Annotated in this window: 16 protein-coding genes; 6 read left to right on the top strand and 10 right to left on the bottom strand. The window is 37.9% G+C overall.

The window, feature by feature from the left end:
• Positions 1-30 precede the first annotated feature (30 nt).
• Positions 31-684 carry an RluA family pseudouridine synthase gene (locus BMY21_RS01515; RefSeq protein WP_256210222.1) on the bottom strand — a complete coding sequence of 218 codons (654 nt, stop codon included), beginning with the start codon at positions 682-684 and terminating at the stop codon, positions 31-33.
• Between the two features lie 34 nt (positions 685-718).
• Between BMY21_RS01515 and BMY21_RS01510 the strand changes: the two genes are divergently transcribed.
• Positions 719-1,918 carry a hypothetical protein gene (locus tag BMY21_RS01510; protein ID WP_074640234.1) on the top strand — a complete coding sequence of 400 codons (1,200 nt, stop codon included), beginning with the start codon at positions 719-721 and terminating at the stop codon, positions 1,916-1,918.
• Here BMY21_RS01510 and BMY21_RS01505 read toward each other — a convergent pair whose 3' ends face one another.
• Positions 1,919-2,566, bottom strand: a complete 648-nt coding sequence (locus BMY21_RS01505) for a PTS sugar transporter subunit IIA (protein ID WP_074640232.1) — start codon at positions 2,564-2,566, stop codon at positions 1,919-1,921.
• A 139-nt stretch (positions 2,567-2,705) separates the two neighbouring features.
• Between BMY21_RS01505 and BMY21_RS15725 the strand changes: the two genes are divergently transcribed.
• From BMY21_RS15725 to BMY21_RS01480, 5 genes are all read left to right on the top strand, one after another.
• The gene (locus BMY21_RS15725) at positions 2,706-3,767 is read left to right on the top strand and encodes a TP_0783 family beta-propeller protein (RefSeq protein ID WP_074640230.1); all 1,062 of its coding nucleotides are present in this window, start codon (positions 2,706-2,708) and stop codon (positions 3,765-3,767) included.
• 13 nt (positions 3,768-3,780) lie between these two features.
• Positions 3,781-4,644 carry a peptidoglycan DD-metalloendopeptidase family protein gene (locus tag BMY21_RS01495; RefSeq protein ID WP_074640229.1) on the top strand — a complete coding sequence of 288 codons (864 nt, stop codon included), beginning with the start codon at positions 3,781-3,783 and terminating at the stop codon, positions 4,642-4,644.
• Positions 4,645-4,741: 97 nt separating this feature from the next.
• Complete coding sequence (locus BMY21_RS01490) at positions 4,742-6,493, top strand: phosphoglucomutase (RefSeq protein ID WP_074640227.1); 1,752 nt, start codon at positions 4,742-4,744, stop codon at positions 6,491-6,493.
• Positions 6,494-6,567: 74 nt separating this feature from the next.
• The gene (locus tag BMY21_RS01485; protein ID WP_074640225.1) at positions 6,568-8,313 is read left to right on the top strand and encodes a phospho-sugar mutase; all 1,746 of its coding nucleotides are present in this window, start codon (positions 6,568-6,570) and stop codon (positions 8,311-8,313) included.
• Complete coding sequence (locus BMY21_RS01480; protein ID WP_074640223.1) at positions 8,297-8,884, top strand: 3'-5' exonuclease; 588 nt, start codon at positions 8,297-8,299, stop codon at positions 8,882-8,884. Before BMY21_RS01485 ends, BMY21_RS01480 begins: the two co-directional genes overlap by 17 nt.
• A gap of 3 nt (positions 8,885-8,887) precedes the next feature.
• Here BMY21_RS01480 and BMY21_RS01475 read toward each other — a convergent pair whose 3' ends face one another.
• From BMY21_RS01475 to BMY21_RS01440, 8 genes are all read right to left on the bottom strand, one after another.
• Positions 8,888-9,802 (bottom strand): LysM peptidoglycan-binding domain-containing protein, encoded by a 915-nt coding sequence (locus tag BMY21_RS01475; protein ID WP_074640890.1) that lies wholly within the window; start codon positions 9,800-9,802, stop codon positions 8,888-8,890.
• Positions 9,803-9,809: 7 nt separating this feature from the next.
• Positions 9,810-11,030 carry an HD domain-containing protein gene (locus BMY21_RS01470; protein ID WP_074640221.1) on the bottom strand — a complete coding sequence of 407 codons (1,221 nt, stop codon included), beginning with the start codon at positions 11,028-11,030 and terminating at the stop codon, positions 9,810-9,812.
• 22 nt (positions 11,031-11,052) lie between these two features.
• The gene (locus BMY21_RS01465) at positions 11,053-11,856 is read right to left on the bottom strand and encodes a TP0443 family flagellar-associated protein (RefSeq protein ID WP_074640220.1); all 804 of its coding nucleotides are present in this window, start codon (positions 11,854-11,856) and stop codon (positions 11,053-11,055) included.
• Entirely contained in the window at positions 11,856-13,598 is a 1,743-nt protein-coding gene (gene recN, locus BMY21_RS01460) for a DNA repair protein RecN (protein WP_074640218.1), read from the bottom strand. Before recN ends, BMY21_RS01465 begins: the two co-directional genes overlap by 1 nt.
• Positions 13,591-14,433 (bottom strand): NAD(+)/NADH kinase, encoded by an 843-nt coding sequence (locus tag BMY21_RS01455; RefSeq protein ID WP_074640217.1) that lies wholly within the window; start codon positions 14,431-14,433, stop codon positions 13,591-13,593. Before BMY21_RS01455 ends, recN begins: the two co-directional genes overlap by 8 nt.
• Before the next feature lie 18 nt (positions 14,434-14,451).
• On the bottom strand, positions 14,452-15,507 hold the full coding sequence (locus BMY21_RS01450) for a DegT/DnrJ/EryC1/StrS family aminotransferase (RefSeq protein ID WP_074640215.1): 1,056 nt from the start codon (positions 15,505-15,507) through the stop codon (positions 14,452-14,454).
• Positions 15,508-15,512: 5 nt separating this feature from the next.
• A complete protein-coding gene (locus BMY21_RS01445) occupies positions 15,513-15,986 on the bottom strand; it encodes a chemotaxis protein CheW (RefSeq protein ID WP_074640214.1) in 474 nt (157 codons plus the stop codon).
• A gap of 86 nt (positions 15,987-16,072) precedes the next feature.
• Complete coding sequence (locus tag BMY21_RS01440) at positions 16,073-16,708, bottom strand: ComF family protein (RefSeq protein WP_074640212.1); 636 nt, start codon at positions 16,706-16,708, stop codon at positions 16,073-16,075.
• Positions 16,709-16,901: the final 193 nt, after the last annotated feature.

The following is a 16,901-nucleotide window of genomic DNA, read 5'->3' as shown; positions in this document are numbered from 1 at the left end:
TAGCACGACTACGACAGATTTGGTAGTAGACTATTCTTCAAACTTAAAATCAAAAGGAGCTGAAACTTCAAAAGTTTTGTCTTTCCCTTCCAGAGGAATTGTAAGCCGAACTGCAGAAAGCTGAAGTCGCTTAATTCCAGCAAGCTTTTTAAGCTGTTTATTCAATTTAAAGTTTCCATGCTGATCATCACCCGCAATAGGACATCCATTTTTTGAAAGATGAATGCGAATTTGATGCATGCGGCCGGTTTCAAGCATAAGACGGATAAGACTCAAATGAATTGAAACAGGCTGATTATCAGGTCCTGTCTGTACAATATCAGTTTCTTTTTCAACCTTATATTTTGTTACTGCAGTTTTTGAATCTCCATGCTGAACTATTTCTTCATTTATTACACCAGATTTAGAAGGCATTTTTCCAGCACATAAGGCAAGATATTCTTTTTTAACAATCTTAGAACCAATTAGCTTAGTCCATTTACCAGCTGCAACAGGATTTTTTGCAACAACCATAAGCCCGCTTGTATCTTTATCCAGACGATGAACCAGATAGATTTTATAACCAACCTGTTCTGCAAAATCGCGGTCTACAGAATGAACAACTCCCTGTCCCCCCTGTACGGCAAGTCCCGATGGTTTATTTATGATTATTATTTCATCATTCTCGTATATAATAGGAATCATATTCATCCGATAATCATAACGGAGGCTTTACAAAATGACAAGATTTCAGTTATTCAAGCAATATTCAAAAGTAAGTTTTTTACGTACAGGATTATTATTTATCCTTTTCATTTTTTCTTTTTCTAACGTTTATGCAGAGAAAATAACAGATAGAGATTTTGGCTTTTCTTTAGATATTCCAGAAGGTTTTGAAATAGCAGATTATACAGAAGATGGCATGTCTTATTTTTTTTCACATCCAAATATTCCGGTTACCCTTGTGATGAAAATAACAGAAGAAAAATCAAAAAACGCTTCAGAAGTTCTTAAAACTAATCTTACAAAACTTAATGCTAAAGGCGATACTGATTCTTTCAACTGGAATGGCACACCTTGCGGAATCAGTACTTTTACAATGACTCTGGATGACAATTACTTTGGATGGGCAGTTACGGCACCTCTTAAAATTCAGAATTATTATGTTCTTTTACTCTGTTATGCACCAGCAAATCAAAAAGCCTGTGAACAGTTTATTATTTCTACAATAAATTCACTTTGTATAGATTCTGAATTCTTAAATACACCAGGAATCATTACAAGTTATGCCTTTCCGCCGGAAGGAAGAAAAGCATTCTCTGTAAATATAGGCGGTCAGCAGATTAAAACCAGTCTGGATAAGAGCGACGAAGTAGCAGCAAAATTCGTAATTGACCTTGAATATGCAGTACTTACACTTTATGCAAATCATAAAATGTGGAAAGAAGCATGGCAGCGTTATTACAGAATGATTTACCGCGATAATGCCGGACGTCTTCAGCAGACTGCCGGTGATATTTATAATGCGCTCTATCCTGAATTAAAAAAATCTAAACCACAGGATGCTGATATAAAATATGCACAGGCTCTTTTAAGCTGGGTACAGACTTTCAGCTATCAGAGAGCAGCCTCTAAAAATGAATCTGATTTAACAAGTTTACCTGCCAGTATTAGCGGAAAAGTCAGTGATTGTGACAGCAGAAGTATGCTGGTAAGTGTTTTGTTGAATTATACAGGAATTGATACAGCGATTGTGATTTCCAGAGAATATTCACATGCAATGGTTGTAACTGATATTCCAGCCCCAGGTCAAACATTCACTATGGAAGATGGAAGAGAATATCTTTTTGGTGAAACAACCGCCAAGATTACCTGGGGAATGATTGCGCAGAATCACGCTGACCGGACTAAGTGGATTCCGGTCAGCTTTAGAGAATAATTAAGCCTTCATAAGAAGGTCGTAAACTTCTTTTTCATTCAAAGCTGAAAGCATTGCATCACGCAAATCCTTGTCTTTGAACTTTGCACTGAAGTGAGAAATTGTCTTAAGATAATATGAATGCTGATTGTAAGCTGCAGCAATCATGAAAAGAAGATTTACAGGCTGATCATCAATTGTCTGGAAATCTGCAATTGGCTTACGGCAAACACCAACAGCCATAACAAGGTCAGTTACTGAAGAAAGACGAACATGAGGAATTGCAATTCCACGACCAATAGCTGTAGACATAAGTTCTTCGCGCTTAAGGATTTCCTGTGTAAGTTCAGCGCCATCCTTTACCTGAGGTGCAGTAGCAAGAACATCTGCAAGCTCAACAAGAGCATCATGTTTTGAAGTCTGGCTGATAAATACAATTCTATCTGGCGAAAGTATATTTCTTACCTGTACAGTCTGTTCAGCCTGCTTTGTAGAATCTGAAGAAAGGCGGGCATTTACCCAGTTTTCTACTTCTGATTTCTTAAAACGCCATACAGTACCGATTTTTCCGGCAGGAATTTCGCCCTTCTGAGCCCAATCATAAACTGTTCTGTCTGATACACGAAGGTATTTTGCTACTTCTTCGATAGTCAGGATATCGTCTTCCATTTGTTTACCTCATTTTAAACATTTTTTAATGCTTTCGCTTGAAAACTTTAGAATATTTTGCATACTTTACGGTATTTTGTCAAGATTAACGGTCCGATTATTCATTGAAATTAAAACGTATATGCTATATCATACAATTATGAAAGCTAAAAAACATATTGGACTTGCACTTTTTCTAATTCTTTTCATTTCCATTATTTATATAATTCTTGCAGCAAAACCACTAAATAAAGAATATAGTTTTACACCGGTATGGAAAATCAGTACCGCGAATCCGGTTATTGTGGAATCAGACAATAAACATCAGTCGTATTTTCATCTGGGCCAGACCTTAGGTTATTTCGATGCAGATGGAAATATTTCTTTATATAAGACTTTCCCTGCTAAGGTTTCCATTTCAAATTCATACTATGCAACCTATAACTCAGAAGCAAAAAATACAGAATTCTTCAATTCTGACGGAACTAAGGCTGGTGTAATTGAAGCAAGCGGATTCCCATATTTTTGCAACGACCTTATTTATGTATTTTTACCTGGCGGCTGTTCTTTCTCAAAATGTTCTGATACAGGAAAAGTTTTATGGACTTTTGAAGGAACCTTCCCTATTACAGCTTTTGTTGCAAAATCAAAATATACAGCAGTTGGCTTATCAAACGGCACAATTAAAGTTTTGAATAACGAAAACGGTGCAACAGAAATTGATTTTGCACCTGGTGGCAGTGATTATCCGGTAATTCTTGGAATTGATATTTCTGAAGATGGACAGTACATTGCTTCAATTTCGGGACATAATCAGCAGCGCTTTGTTCTTTCTCATCGTGAAGAAAATCAGCAGAAAATAATTTATCACAGATTCTTTGATCAGGATTCTCCATATCGTACAATCGTTCATTTCAGCAAAGATGGAAAACGTGTTTTCTTTAATTTTTATAAGGGACTTGGAATCTATAATCTTGAAACTAAAGATGAGAGAACTCTTGAACTGAAAGATAAACTTCTTTCAATTGAAGAAACCGATGATCTTACAATCCTCCTGGGTAAAGAAAAGAATACTTACACTGTTTCAATAATTGATAACACAGATACTCTGGAAGGATCTTTTTCTTTTACAGCAGATTCTGCTTTTATCCATGCAGCTGATAACAGTATATATCTTGGAAAAGATAATTCTATTTCAAAGATTTCAATTTCCAGAGAATAGTCGGAGATTAAATATGAAAAAAACACTTTTGATTACAACCTGCTTTTTGATTTGTGCTTCTGCTTTCTGTTTTGACTGGCCTCAGTCAGAAGTAACAAAGAACTCTTTTAATTCATATTTTGGTCAGAATCGAGGCGGTATTTTAAGTACATCAGTTGTTTTTTCAGAACCTGATGAAGTAAAGGCTGCAGAAGACGGCTATATTACAGCAATTATTACAGAGAATTCTGATGACAGTGATTTCTTTCCATCTACTTTGGGAACTGCAGTTATTCTTGCTCATAATGATGATTTAATTTCTGTATATGGAAATCTTGATGCAGAAACCCTTACATTAAACAATGAAAAAGAACATTCAATAGACGGCGGAGCGATTATTGCTTCAAGCGGAAATTCCGGTTATCAGGAAAACAACGGAAATCTTGAATTCAAAATTATTGATTCAAAAAACAAGGCTGCAATAAATCCTGTAGTTCTTATGCCTCGTGCAGAGGAAGAAATTCCACTTACACTTTCAGGAATTATAATCGTCAGTAAAAATAATGATTATTATGATATAAACACTTATAAAACCTACTATTCAGGACTTTATAAGGTTTACTTTAAGAGAAATCCTATTGCTACACCTTATAAAACTTCTGTTTCTATAAATGGAATTATTGTTGACCAGCTTTCATATGATATGATCACACAGGAAAATAACAAGCTTTGTATTATTGGTAAAAAGAAATATACAGCAGCTGATATTTTCCCAAATGATGACCTCCAGCTTTTAGGAGAAGCTATGTTTACACCTGGCCGTGCAACACTTGGTCTTACAATTTCAGATATGTTAGGAAATGTAAAACAGTTAAATTATAATATCCTTATTAAATAGCTGATTCAGCAGAAATATAAAAAAATTGTAAAATCAACAGTTCCGTGTTAAAATATTAAAATCAAAGTTTAATGGGAGAATAAACTTGGAACATAACATGATTTTGTCAGCATCCGGCTGGCGTAAGGTATTTGCAGCATCCGGAGACGAGCAGGACAAAAGTCCTGAAATTACAGAAACTGACAGAAGCATTGCCGTTATTGCGGCAGATGTTTTTTTTGATTATATCAGCAAATTGACAGGCCAGAGTTCACCTGTAATTGCCCTGGGAATTGATGCAAGACCTACAGGCCCGGCACTTGCAGATGCAATGATTCATGCTCTTATAAAAAAGGGCGCAATAATCCAGTATTCAGCAGTAACATCCGCACCAGAAATTATGGCTTATGCAAAAAAGCTTGATGGATTTATTTACATTTCTGCCAGTCATAATCCTGTAGGGCACAATGGAATTAAATTCGGTACTAACGATGGTGGAGTTCTTTGTGCTGCTGAAAATGCTAAGCTTGTTGAAGATTTTCTTAAACGCCTTAAGGATGACAAAGGTGTCGTAGAAGCTATAAAGCAAGCTTATTCCTGCACAACTTCGGAACTTAAGTCCGTTTACGATGTAAAAGACAGTTCAAAGCATAATGCTCTTTCTGCATATAAAAACTTTATCAACGAAACAATTACCGGAACAGACGATAAAGAATATCAGACTGATTTCTTCAGCATGCTGGACGCATATATAACAAAGAATCCGATTGGTGTTGTCTGTGACTTTAATGGAAGTTCACGCTATCAGAGCATTGACCGCGATTATTTCAAAGAACGAAAAATCAATTTCTATTCAATCAATGATTTTGAAATTGCTCATGAAATAATTCCAGAAGCAGAAAATCTTGTTCATGTAGCAGCAGAAATGGAACGCCTTCATAAGGAAGGTTATAACGAAGTTGTTCTCGGCTATATGCCGGACTGCGATGGTGACCGCGGAAATATTGTTTACTGGGATGAAAAAGCCGGTAAAGCTGTTATTCTGAAAGCCCAGGAAGTTTTCAGTCTTTCGGTACTTGCTGAACTTACTTATTCAATCTGGCAGCACTCAGACGAAAAAGACTTTAAGCCAGCTGTTGCAGTAAACTGCCCTACTTCAATGCGTATTGAAGAAATTGCAAAAGCACTTGGAGCAGAAGTCTTCCGTGCAGAAGTTGGTGAAGCAAATGTTGTAAATCTTGCGCGTGAAAAACGTTCAGAAGGATATACAGTCCGAATTCTTGGTGAAGGCTCAAACGGTGGAACAATTACCTACCCTGCAGCTGTTCGAGATCCTCTTAATACTATTTTTGCCCTTCTCAAACTTCTTATGATGAGAGATGGCGGTATTTATCAGTTATGGTGCAATAAGTCAGGCTGGAAATATAAGGAAGATTTCACACTTACAGATATAATTGATTCTCTTCCAAAATATACAACAACCGGAGTTTCAGAACCAAGAGCTGTTCTCAAGGTAAAGACAACAGACCATTCAAAACTTAAAGCAGCATTCCAGAAAGCCTTTGAAGCAGACTGGAAGAAAAAATCTGCTGACCTTAAAAAGAAATATGGTATTGAATCTTGGGAAGCAGTAATCACTAACGGTACAAAAGAAACATGTGATGTAAAGGATTTTTCTAAATCTGGAAAAGGCGGGCTCAAAGTTCTCTTTAAGGATAAGGACAAAAAGCCTGTTGCTTTCATTTGGATGAGAGGCAGTGGTACAGAACCTGTTTTCCGCATTATGTGTGATGTTAAAGGTGATAATGCCGATATGGAAAAGGCACTGCTCGAGTGGGAAACAGATCTTATTAAGAAAGCAGACAAATAAATTGCAAAAGCAATTTTTAGGTCTACCACTAATATTTATAAATCAGTATAATGTAGTTATACAGGAGTAACATAATGGAAAAAGAAGAAATCTTGAAGCGTGCAAAAGATTATATCGCCGCTGAAAAAGATGAAAGATTCCGCAAGGAAGTTGAAGAGCTTATCGCAAAAGAAGATTATAAGGAACTTGAAGACCGCTTCTATCAGACTCTTGAGTTTGGTACCGGTGGACTTAGAGGAATTATGGGTGGTGGTACAAACCGCATGAACACCCTCGAAATCAACATGGCTACACAGGGTCTTGCTAACTATGTTCTTAAGGCATTCCCAGACAAGGCAAAAGACGGAACTTTGAGCGCAGTTGTTGCATATGACAGCCGCTTGAACTCAGACGTTTTTGCTGAAGCAACAGCACTTATTTTTGCTGCTAACGGAATTAAGGCATACCTCTTCTCAGGTCTCCGCCCAACTCCAGAATTGTCTTTTGCAATCCGCGAACTCAAGGCTCAGACAGGTGTTGTTGTTACTGCATCTCATAACCCTAGAATGTATAACGGCTATAAAGCATACTGGGATAATGGTGCTCAGGTAATTGAACCACATGATGTTGGTATTATTGAAGAAGTAAACAAGGTTACAGAAGTAAAGTCTATGTCTAAGGACGAGGCTCTTAAGTCTGGTAAGCTTGTATTGATAGACAAAGAAATTGATGAAAAATTCTGGGCAATGTGTAAGGCTCAGCTCTTCCGCCCTGACCTCATTAAGGAAAAGGCAAAGGATGTTCGCATTGTATACACACCACTCCACGGAACTGGTGCTATGCATGTGGAAAAAGTGCTTGGAGATCTTGGACTCAATATCATCACTGTTCCAGAACAGCGTGAGCCTGATGGAAACTTTCCAACTGTTGAAAAACCAAACCCAGAAGAAAAACCTGCTCTTACTCTTGCAGTTGAACTTGCAAAGAAAGAAAAGGCAGATGGTGTAATGGCAACTGACCCGGATTCAGACCGCTTTGGTACTGCATTCCCGGACAAGGACGGAAACTTCGTTCTTCTCAGTGGAAACCAGATGGGTGCCCTTCTTATGGACTATGTTCTCCGCTCACGCACAGAACTTGGTAAGATGCCAAAGAATCCTGGATGTGTACGCTCAATCGTAACATCTCCATTTGGTGACTACATCTGTAAGAAATATGGCGTAACAATGTTCGACTGTCTTACAGGCTTTAAGTGGATTGCTGCCAAGGAAGAAGAGTTCGAAAAGGCTGGAACACACGAATATGTATTCGGTCTTGAAGAGAGCTACGGTTACAAGATTGAACGCGAAGTAATGGATAAAGACGGTGTTTCTGCAGCTGCTATGTGTGCAGAAATGATTCTTTATTGGAGAAGCAAGGGCAAGAGCCTCCTCGAGCACCTCGATGATATGTACAAAGAGTACGGTTACTTCGAAGACCGTGCTATTTCACAGAACTTCCCAGGAGCACAGGGTGGTCAGACTATGAAGGCTATGATGGCTAACATGAGAAGCAATCCTCCTGCAACTCTCGGTGGACAGAAGGTAGTTAAGGTTCGCGACCTTATGTGCGATCCAGACCTTCCAAAGAGCAACGTTCTCCAGTTCTATCTTGAAAGCGGCACAATCGTAAGTGCACGTCCATCTGGAACAGAACCTAAGATTAAGTTCTACATCAACTCTATGGTTCCAGCAGGAGACGGTTCAGACGCATGGTTCACTGATGCAAAGAAGAACGCAGGAGCTCTCTGCGACGGAATTACTGCTGATATTCAGAAGATTATCGATGCAGCATCCAAATAAGAAAATTACTGATTTAAGAAGACTGCGCAAGCTCTATGAAGACGGCGCAGTCTTCACTGCTTTTGATACGGAGACCACTGGTATTACTCCTACCAACAGCAGGATAATCGAAATAGGTGCCGTCCGTTTTACAAAGGACGGCATTCTTTCTAAATGGTCACATTTATTTTTCCCAGATCAGATTCTCTCTCCTTTTATCATTTCTCTTACTCATATTACACAGGAAATGGTAGATGCGGCAGACCCGATTAATGAACACTTACCGGGCTTTTTAAATTTTATTAAAGACACAGTTTTAGTTGCTCATAATGCACAATTCGACCTTAATTTCTTAAATGCGGAATGTGAAAACTGCAGACTTCCTGTTACAAAGAATTATGCAGTAGATACTCTTCAGCTTTCCCGCTGTATTTTTCCAGAGGCAGAACGTCATAAACTTGATTTTTTAGCTGATATGCTGGGAATAGATAAAGGCTCTTCTCACAGAGCCTTTGATGATGCGGTAACCTGCATGGAACTTTTTAAAATCTGCATGCAGAGCGAACGTATTATGAATCTTAAAAGGATTTAGTTTCTAGTTTCTTGGAGCTTTTGCAGGGTCTACAGGCTGTCCGTTCTGGAAAACCATAAAGGTAATCTGATATTTCTGACTCAAAGAATCAAGACCAGCAGTTCCTAACTCTGCACCAGAAATTGCATATTCACCTTTGCGAACCTTTACAGAACCAAGACCTGTATAAGCATAAATCAAACCTGTTTTAGACTGTACGAATACAACCTGACCAAAGCCACGGTAAACACCGACATACATTACTGTACCTTCATGGATACAAACAACAGGTTCGTTATTTTTTGCAGAAAGCTGTACACCAGAAATCTTGCCTTTAACCTGAGTAATCTTTGGAGAAGATACCGGCCATTTTGTATTTGAATCAGCATTTACAGTTGTACCATAAGTGCGTGTATCTGGAGCAGGTTCGTTTACCTTGATTACTGTTTCTCCAGGTTTTGCAGGCTCAACAGGTTTATTAGTTGTTTTTGAATTTGTATTTGAAGTACCTTGAGCTACCTTAAGCTTCTGTCCAACTTTAATTACAGCAGAAGAATCCAGATTATTAAGTGCCATAAGATCAGCTACTGCCATACTGTTTTTGCGGGCAATGCCGTAAAGTGTATCACCTTTTTTTACAACATATTCTACAATTTTTCCCGATGGAGATGCATTTCCGGCAGCCTTTGTAGAAGAAAGTGCTGCAGCAGTTCCAATATCAGCATCAGGAATAATAAGCTTTTGACCTGCTTTTATAACATCATTTTCTGAAAGATTATTGGCAGTACGAAGTTCTGCAACAGTAATCTGATATTTGCGGCTGATTGAATATAGAGTATCGCCCTTTTCAACCTTGTAGGTAATATCTGCATAGAGTGCAGACATCATAATTAAAAAGATTGAAATAAGGGCGAAGTGTTTACAAAATTGAGTTTTCATAAATATATTATCGGCAGATTTCGTGAAAAAGTTCATGCACTTTTATACCACTTATGATTTCATCCGGCTTATAATGAGAAAGAGTTCCGTCACGGCCCTTAATAAGATGGTCTGAAGTTATACCATGCTTAATCGATATATCAGCTTCCATAAGTGCAGAAAAATGATCGCATATTCGAACCAGACGACCATCTATCGGCTGAAATTCTTCTGAATCATATTTTTTATTCAAATCTTCCCAGGAAACATGAACTATTTTACCTTTTTTATCGAGAATACGGTCTGTAAACTCATCACTGGTATAATAAATAAGTTCATTCTGGAAAAACGGTTCCATCAAAGGAACAAGTTCTTTACTTACAATCTCATCTTCGATTTTCTTTACAATATTCGGAAGATCATCTGTTGCAGTTTTTACAGGAGAAATGATATCTCGTGTTACAGATTCAGGAAGATCATGAAAAAGCGCACTGAAATAGTTATTTATAACGCGGCGGTCACACATATCAGGATTTGATTCCCGTCCAAGTAAAAGAGTCATAATTGCAACAAAGAAGCAGTGTCCAAGAACCGATGTCGCCGGAATACGAGGAGTCTGATTCCATCTTGTCTGGAAACGCAGTTGTTCAATTTTCAAAAGGAAATCAAAAGCTTTCTGATGAGTAACAAGTTTCTGCAGTCCCTCAAGATGAAGATAAGGTTGAATTTCGGCTTCAAGTTCATTACGAATGTTTTTAAGTCGTTCCTTTTCATTTACAATGGCAAGCATTTCAAGCTCACGCATAGTTGAATACTTATGAGCTGCTCTATATACATCCATAGATGATTTCAATTCTTCAGGAATCTTAAAAGAACCAGCCTGGCGTCCAACATAAATAGTAAACTCAGAAAAAAGCTGCTCGTCAGGCATAATCTGTCTGTATTGATTAAGTACCCATTCATTCAGATGCATATACTCGTTTGGGAACTGACGGCGAAGCATCTGCTGTACAGGAGCTTTTATATCGCACAGTGAAATTTTACGAAGAAGGTCAAATAAAGATGCGTAAATCATCCATTTCCAGTCAATATATTTTCCGTTGTTCTCTTCGTATTTCCCAATTATATAGGCAAGAACCATTTTTTCTGCGGCCTTGTCCATTTCAACCAGGTCAAACGGGCGGATTAAATCATTCCATCTTTGAATTGAAAATCCTTCGAAGATTTTCAGTGCGAGTTTCTTATTCATGTTACAAGTAAATCCTTAATTTCTAATTGCTGAGTCCGGCTTTATGGTCTGCATCCATCTTGTCTTTCCAGACTACAGCCTTTTTCTTTACTTCCTCTGCCTGAGTTGCATCACTAATAGCGATATAGAGTTTACGCAAAGCAAGAAGATATTTTATAGCATTACGCATATCATCAATACGTCGTGTTGAAAGTTCATATTTATCTCGATATGCAGTTGCAGAATCATTTAACTGCTTTTGAATCATTCTGATGTATAAAACAGTTGTCTCATAATTTGCACTACCTGGATCAAAATAATCTTTTACGCAGGCTTTCATATCTATGAGATTTTTGGAAACAGTAGCAAAACGTCCTTCGAGTTCTACAAATGACCATTTCCATTTACTGTTATCACCAAATGCATCTTTGAGCATAGTGATAGCAAGTCCTAATTTACGGATAATTGTATAACGGCGGATAATTGGTACATTATGAATTGGCTCAAGCAGCGGAGTTAAATCTGCATATGGAGCATCAATTGTATCTGAAACTATTTCTTCAAGATAGATAATTGCTTTATAAAGAAGTTTTCTGGCATCATTAAGTGCATCATTATTTTTAACTTCCATAAGGCGAAGAGAAAGACTGTTCTGTGCCATGTAAAGTGAAGCAGCATAAATCATATCTTCACACAAAAGCAATTTTTTATTTTCGTAATCAATATCGCCTTTATGCATACCATTAAGCATGGTTTTCTCTTTTTCTAGAGTAGCTGTTATTTTTCCCTTATACGGCTGAATTGCTTCGCTAAAATGAAGCCTTGTTTCTTCTGAGATCTTTGACATCAGTCACCTCCGCTGAATTTAGCAAGAAGAGATCGTGCATGTTCCAGAGACTGCGATGTATCAGAATCGCCGGAAAGCATACGAGCAATTTCAGCCACACGAGCTTCGCCTTCCACAGGATAAACGTTTGAAGAGGTAATTTCTCCGGAGACACTCTTCTCTATCTTAATCTGATTATCGGCATAAACTGCGATGCTCGCTAGATGTGTAATGCAGAAAATTTGTTTATTTTTTGCCAGGTTCTTTATATGGGCACCAACTGCTACAGCAACTTCACCACCAATACCTGTATCAATTTCATCAAATACAAGGGTTTCAACATTATCTGTTTTAGCAAAGATTGTTTTAAGAGCAAGCATAACACGGGAAAGTTCACCACCAGATGCGATTTTGGCAAGTGGAAGCGGAGGATTACCTGGATTTGCAGAAATAAGAAATTCTATATCATCTTTTCCGTAAGGGCCACAAAGCTGTTCAACATCAGATCCAGCTTTCTGATTGATCTGAACGGTAAAACTTGTTCCCTTCATTCCAAGCTTTGAAAGAATTTCATCTACTTCGGAATTCAATACAGAAGCTGTTGATTTACGTGCATTTGAAAGTTTTTCTGCCTGGGTAAGAATTTCTTTTTCTAGAACCTTAATTTCAGCTGTGAGGGTATCTTTCTTGTTATTGCCATCACCATTTTCTTCAATATATTTTTGGGCTTCTTCAAAATAAGAGATTACTTCAGATAATGGAGCATTCACAGAAGAAGCATATTTTTTCTTAAGATTATAAATAAGGGAAAGTCGTTCTTCTACAGTCTGAAGACGAGAAGGATCATATACAAGTTTATTTTTATATGATGAAAACTCACCTGCTATATCTGATAACTCATAGAATGCCGCTTCTACGCGTTCGTCCAAAGAAGAAAGAGATTTATCGAGTTCTGTAATATGCATTGAATCTCTACGGATTCGTTTAAGAAGTCCTAATACGGAGTTTTCATCACCATCTAAAAGCTGATCAATCGAATCTGCATCAGAATAGATTTTTTCATAAGAAGAAAGACGAGCCTGCTCTTCTTCCAAAGCTGTATCTTCACCAGGTTTGAGTTTAGCTTCTGAAATCTCTTTTACGGCAAAACTCATCATATCAAGCTTACGGAGTCTCTCGCTGTCTGAAAGATTATACTGAGCAAGCTGCTTTCGTTTTGCAACTAGAACGGCGTATTTTGCAGTAAAGGCTTCTACATCAGAAGTAATTCCGGCACGTGCATCAAGATATTTCCGATGCTCAGTTACCTTCATTAGAGACTGATGCTCATGCTGTCCATGGATATCTACGAGGAAAGATGAGAACTGCGCAAGGTCACCGCGTGTTACTGGAGTATCGTTAATCCATGCACCGTTTTTTCCAGTGTCTCGGATAATACGGCGAAGAAGAACTCTGTCATTTTCTATTTCAATTCCATGAAAGGAAAGCCATTCCAGCGCATTACGAGGTTCATCTTCATCAGTATACTCTGTACGTACAGGAAGTCCTGTTGGCAATAGAAAAGTTCCGCTTACACTAGCCTCTTTTTTTCCAACCCTAATCTGCTGAACATCGGCCTTTCCTCCAAGGAGAAAAGAAAGAGCTCCAATCAAAATTGATTTACCCGCACCGGTTTCTCCAGATAATACTGTAAAACCTTTTGTAAACTCCAGGTAATCTGAATCTATAAGTGCAAAATCCTTAATGGTTAAATCTTCAAGCATGAGGTACCCCCGACCAGTTTAATTTTGATCTGAGCGCGTTATAGAATTTTTCTGTGGAGCATGCAACAAGTTTTGCTTTCTTTTTATTCAAAATAACAGTGATTATATCTCCAACTTTAATTTGAAAAGGCTCCTGTCCGTCTACTGTAAAATATAAATCCTTTGCACGGCTTTTTTCTACAGTAACTTCAAGTTTACTGTCCGGGCTTAAAACCACAGGACGGCTTGAAAGAGAAAAGGAATTTAATGGAGTTAATACAAAAGCTTCGAGATCTGGAGAAACAATCGGACCACCAGCAGCTGTTGAATATGCAGTAGAACCTGTTGGAGTAGCTATTATAAGTCCATCAGCTTTAAGATTGCATAAAGGAAGATTATTTCTTTTTACAGAGAGCATAACAGTAGAAACTCCTCTCTGTGTTGAGATTACAGCATCATTAAGGCTTAAAGAACTGTATATCTTTTTTCCGTCACGGATTACATCTACCTTAAGCATTGTACGTTTTTCAAAAGATGATTTTCCGTCAAGGAAACTTTTTAGTTCCTTCTCCCATTCTTCAGGCTGTACGGAAGCAATAAATCCGAATTCACCAAGATTTACAGGAAAAACAGGAAGTCCATATTTAGAAGCATTTCTTGCTGCATAAAGTACAGTTCCATCTCCACCAAGAGAAACAACGAAATCATAGCCCTTAAAATCTGTATTATCAACAAATCCATCAAAACTCAGAAAATCATGCTCTATACCTTTTTTTTCCAGGTAGCGTGCAATTTTCTGTGCGAGAGTCATAGATTCTTCTTTGCTAACATTTATAATTATAAGTGCTTTTTTCATTATTTCCTTTATTACTTTTTATGGCAGAGAACTTAAAACTTTTACAATCTTTGCACTTTCAGCATGTGTCAAACGCGGATAAAGCGGAATATGTACACAGCGAAGATAAAGAGATTTAGCATGAATACAAGATTCAGATAATTCTTCTTTCAATGCAATTACAGAATTGTCATATGCAAGCTGTATTTCTATATCCTTTCGGGAAGCATATTGTTTTACATCCTTATAAGAACTTGCAAGAATCAGAGGGAAACAACTCATTGTTGAGCCCTGCTCCATTTCTCGTGCATACATTTTATGTCGTCCAATGAGACAAGCCTGATGGAACATTGAAAAGATTTCTTTTCTGGTCTTTTCATTACGCGGATATTCCTTTACCTGAACCCATGCAAGAGCACAGTTAATATCTGGCAGGAGATCAGTAAGAGGAGCTGCATCTGAAAACTTCTTGAGAACTATCCATTCACGACGACCAGGCGCCATAAGAACAGCTCCACCACCTGCTGTAAGGACATCTCTTTCCTCAAGTCCCATAATTGTATAAATACCAAAGGAACCTGCAAGCTTACGTTCTTCAGTTGGAACACCTTCAGGAGATAATACAGGAACTGATGCACCAGCACTCTGTGAGATATCTTCTATAACTGGAATTCCAAGAGACATTATGCCTTCAAAATCAGGGAGAATACCTTCAGTTTCATGAAGTACAAGAAGACGTCCGCCTTCCTGCATTCCCTTTGAAACAATTTCTGCAGTTACAAGACCTGTAACCTCGTCTACATCAAGAACGAGAGGCTCAAAACCAAGGCTTTCAACAGTCTGATACTGCCATGCCGGAGCCAGAGCAGAAATCATAATCTTTCCGCCCTTTTCAAAATCTAATGCCTGAAGTGCATATTTTAAGGCTATTGCAGGGCTGCGAAGAGCCACTGCACCATCACATTTAGTAAATTCCTTTACCGTCTGGATCAATCTTGCGTTCAACTCGCCGGGACCAATTTTTTCGTCAACCATGCAGGTTAAAACCGCATCCATTTCTTTTCTACGAATAGTTGTACTGTAAGTCTGTATCATTTATTTTACTGAATATCGATGATTTTTTGTAATTCTTTAGCGTTGAAGAGCTTGCGGGTATTAAGCATAATAAGATAGCCTGTCTCCTCGCGTACAACGCCTTCGATATACTCTGTTCCGATTCCGCTAAGCATCTGTGGAGGGTCTTTTACATCCTCGCCTTTAACGGTAACAACGCGCTCAACTTTATCGATAATAATACCGATTTTGCTGCCGTCAATATTAAGGATAATAAATCCACCTTCCATTTCTATATCTTCAGATTTATTTGAAGCCTGAATCTTAAATCGCTTATGCAAGTCAATAATTGGAATAATTTCTCCACGCAGATTGATAATACCTTCTACATAATATGGAGCATTAGGAATAACACGTACATTTTGAAGTCTTACAATTTCCTTAACATCCATGATGTTAACACCATATAATTCTTCACCAAGATGAAATGTTACCATTTGATACTGTACATCATTAGCCATAGAGACCCTCCAAGATAATAAAACCTATCCTTATAATAATACTCCTAAATTTGAGGTTTTGCAATGCAATTTTTTCGGCACGGAGCTTAATCCACAGTAAAAAGAGTTACAGCGTTTACAGTTTTTATCCCCTCCTTTTTAAGAATTTCTGCACAACTTTCTAAGGTTGAGCCGGTAGTACAAACATCATCAACAAGACATACAGTCTCTGGAAAATGTCCTTCAAAAGGCTTAAGGGCGTTTTCAACTACCCGAGGTGCAGCCAATGAGTATGCAGATTTTATAGACTCAAGTCTTTGATTACGAGAGAGCTTTTTCTGCTGACCAGCTGTATTCCGCTCAAGTATTCTTAACACCCTGAAGCCATAGCGTTTTTCAAGGAAACAACAAAGTTCTTCTATCTGATCCCAGCCATTTTTTCGGATTTTACCTTTTCGTGGTGGAACAGGTACAATAATTTTGTTCTCTGTTTTTCTAAGTACCTCACATAAAAGTTTTGCAAACAGCGGCGAAAAATTTCTTTCTTCCTGCATTTTCCATCTGAACATAAGCTCCCGATTCCAGAGTCTGTATGAAAACAAGGGAATAACACAGTCTGTACTTTTTATAACAGGATTTTCGCGGCATATCATGCATTTTCCTTTCATTGAAATCAATTCCCGCCCGCAGCATTCACACCGCTCTTTTTCCATAACTCTGTTGATTGAAAAATGCTTTTGCATACATGACCTGCATATTGGCTTTAGAAAAACCAGCGAGCCACAGACAGCACATTCTTCACCACCGCTTATGAAAACATAAAGCAATCTGAATAACGAGACAATGAACTGTTTTACTTCGAAAAACAATTTCCTCATATCTATATAATGGTGCAGATATGAAGAAAAAAGGAAATGATTTATAAAAAAAAGATTA

Source organism: Treponema bryantii (assembly GCF_900111035.1).
GTDB lineage: Bacteria > Spirochaetota > Spirochaetia > Treponematales > Treponemataceae > Treponema_D > Treponema_D bryantii_C.
The sequence above is the reverse complement of the archived record's forward strand: the minus strand, read 5'-3'. Positions and strand labels throughout refer to the sequence as shown.

Excerpts from the sequence above, each read along its gene's own strand:
- BMY21_RS01490 (WP_074640227.1), top strand. The coding sequence starts at position 4,742 with ATGATTTTGTCAGCATCCGGCTGGCGTAAGGTATTTGCAGCATCCGGA.
- BMY21_RS01505 (WP_074640232.1), bottom strand. The coding sequence starts at position 2,566 with ATGGAAGACGATATCCTGACTATCGAAGAAGTAGCAAAATACCTTCGT.
- BMY21_RS01485 (WP_074640225.1), top strand. The coding sequence starts at position 6,568 with ATGGAAAAAGAAGAAATCTTGAAGCGTGCAAAAGATTATATCGCCGCT.
- BMY21_RS01450 (WP_074640215.1), bottom strand. The coding sequence starts at position 15,507 with ATGATACAGACTTACAGTACAACTATTCGTAGAAAAGAAATGGATGCG.
- BMY21_RS01470 (WP_074640221.1), bottom strand. The coding sequence starts at position 11,030 with ATGAATAAGAAACTCGCACTGAAAATCTTCGAAGGATTTTCAATTCAA.
- recN (WP_074640218.1), bottom strand. The coding sequence starts at position 13,598 with ATGCTTGAAGATTTAACCATTAAGGATTTTGCACTTATAGATTCAGAT.
- BMY21_RS01475 (WP_074640890.1), bottom strand. The coding sequence starts at position 9,802 with ATGAAAACTCAATTTTGTAAACACTTCGCCCTTATTTCAATCTTTTTA.
- BMY21_RS01495 (WP_074640229.1), top strand. The coding sequence starts at position 3,781 with ATGAAAAAAACACTTTTGATTACAACCTGCTTTTTGATTTGTGCTTCT.
- BMY21_RS01455 (WP_074640217.1), bottom strand. The coding sequence starts at position 14,433 with ATGAAAAAAGCACTTATAATTATAAATGTTAGCAAAGAAGAATCTATG.
- BMY21_RS01440 (WP_074640212.1), bottom strand. The coding sequence starts at position 16,708 with ATGCAAAAGCATTTTTCAATCAACAGAGTTATGGAAAAAGAGCGGTGT.
- BMY21_RS01480 (WP_074640223.1), top strand. The coding sequence starts at position 8,297 with ATGCAGCATCCAAATAAGAAAATTACTGATTTAAGAAGACTGCGCAAG.
- BMY21_RS01465 (WP_074640220.1), bottom strand. The coding sequence starts at position 11,856 with ATGTCAAAGATCTCAGAAGAAACAAGGCTTCATTTTAGCGAAGCAATT.
- BMY21_RS01445 (WP_074640214.1), bottom strand. The coding sequence starts at position 15,986 with ATGGCTAATGATGTACAGTATCAAATGGTAACATTTCATCTTGGTGAA.
- BMY21_RS15725 (WP_074640230.1), top strand. The coding sequence starts at position 2,706 with ATGAAAGCTAAAAAACATATTGGACTTGCACTTTTTCTAATTCTTTTC.
- BMY21_RS01510 (WP_074640234.1), top strand. The coding sequence starts at position 719 with ATGACAAGATTTCAGTTATTCAAGCAATATTCAAAAGTAAGTTTTTTA.
- BMY21_RS01515 (WP_256210222.1), bottom strand. The coding sequence starts at position 684 with ATGATTCCTATTATATACGAGAATGATGAAATAATAATCATAAATAAA.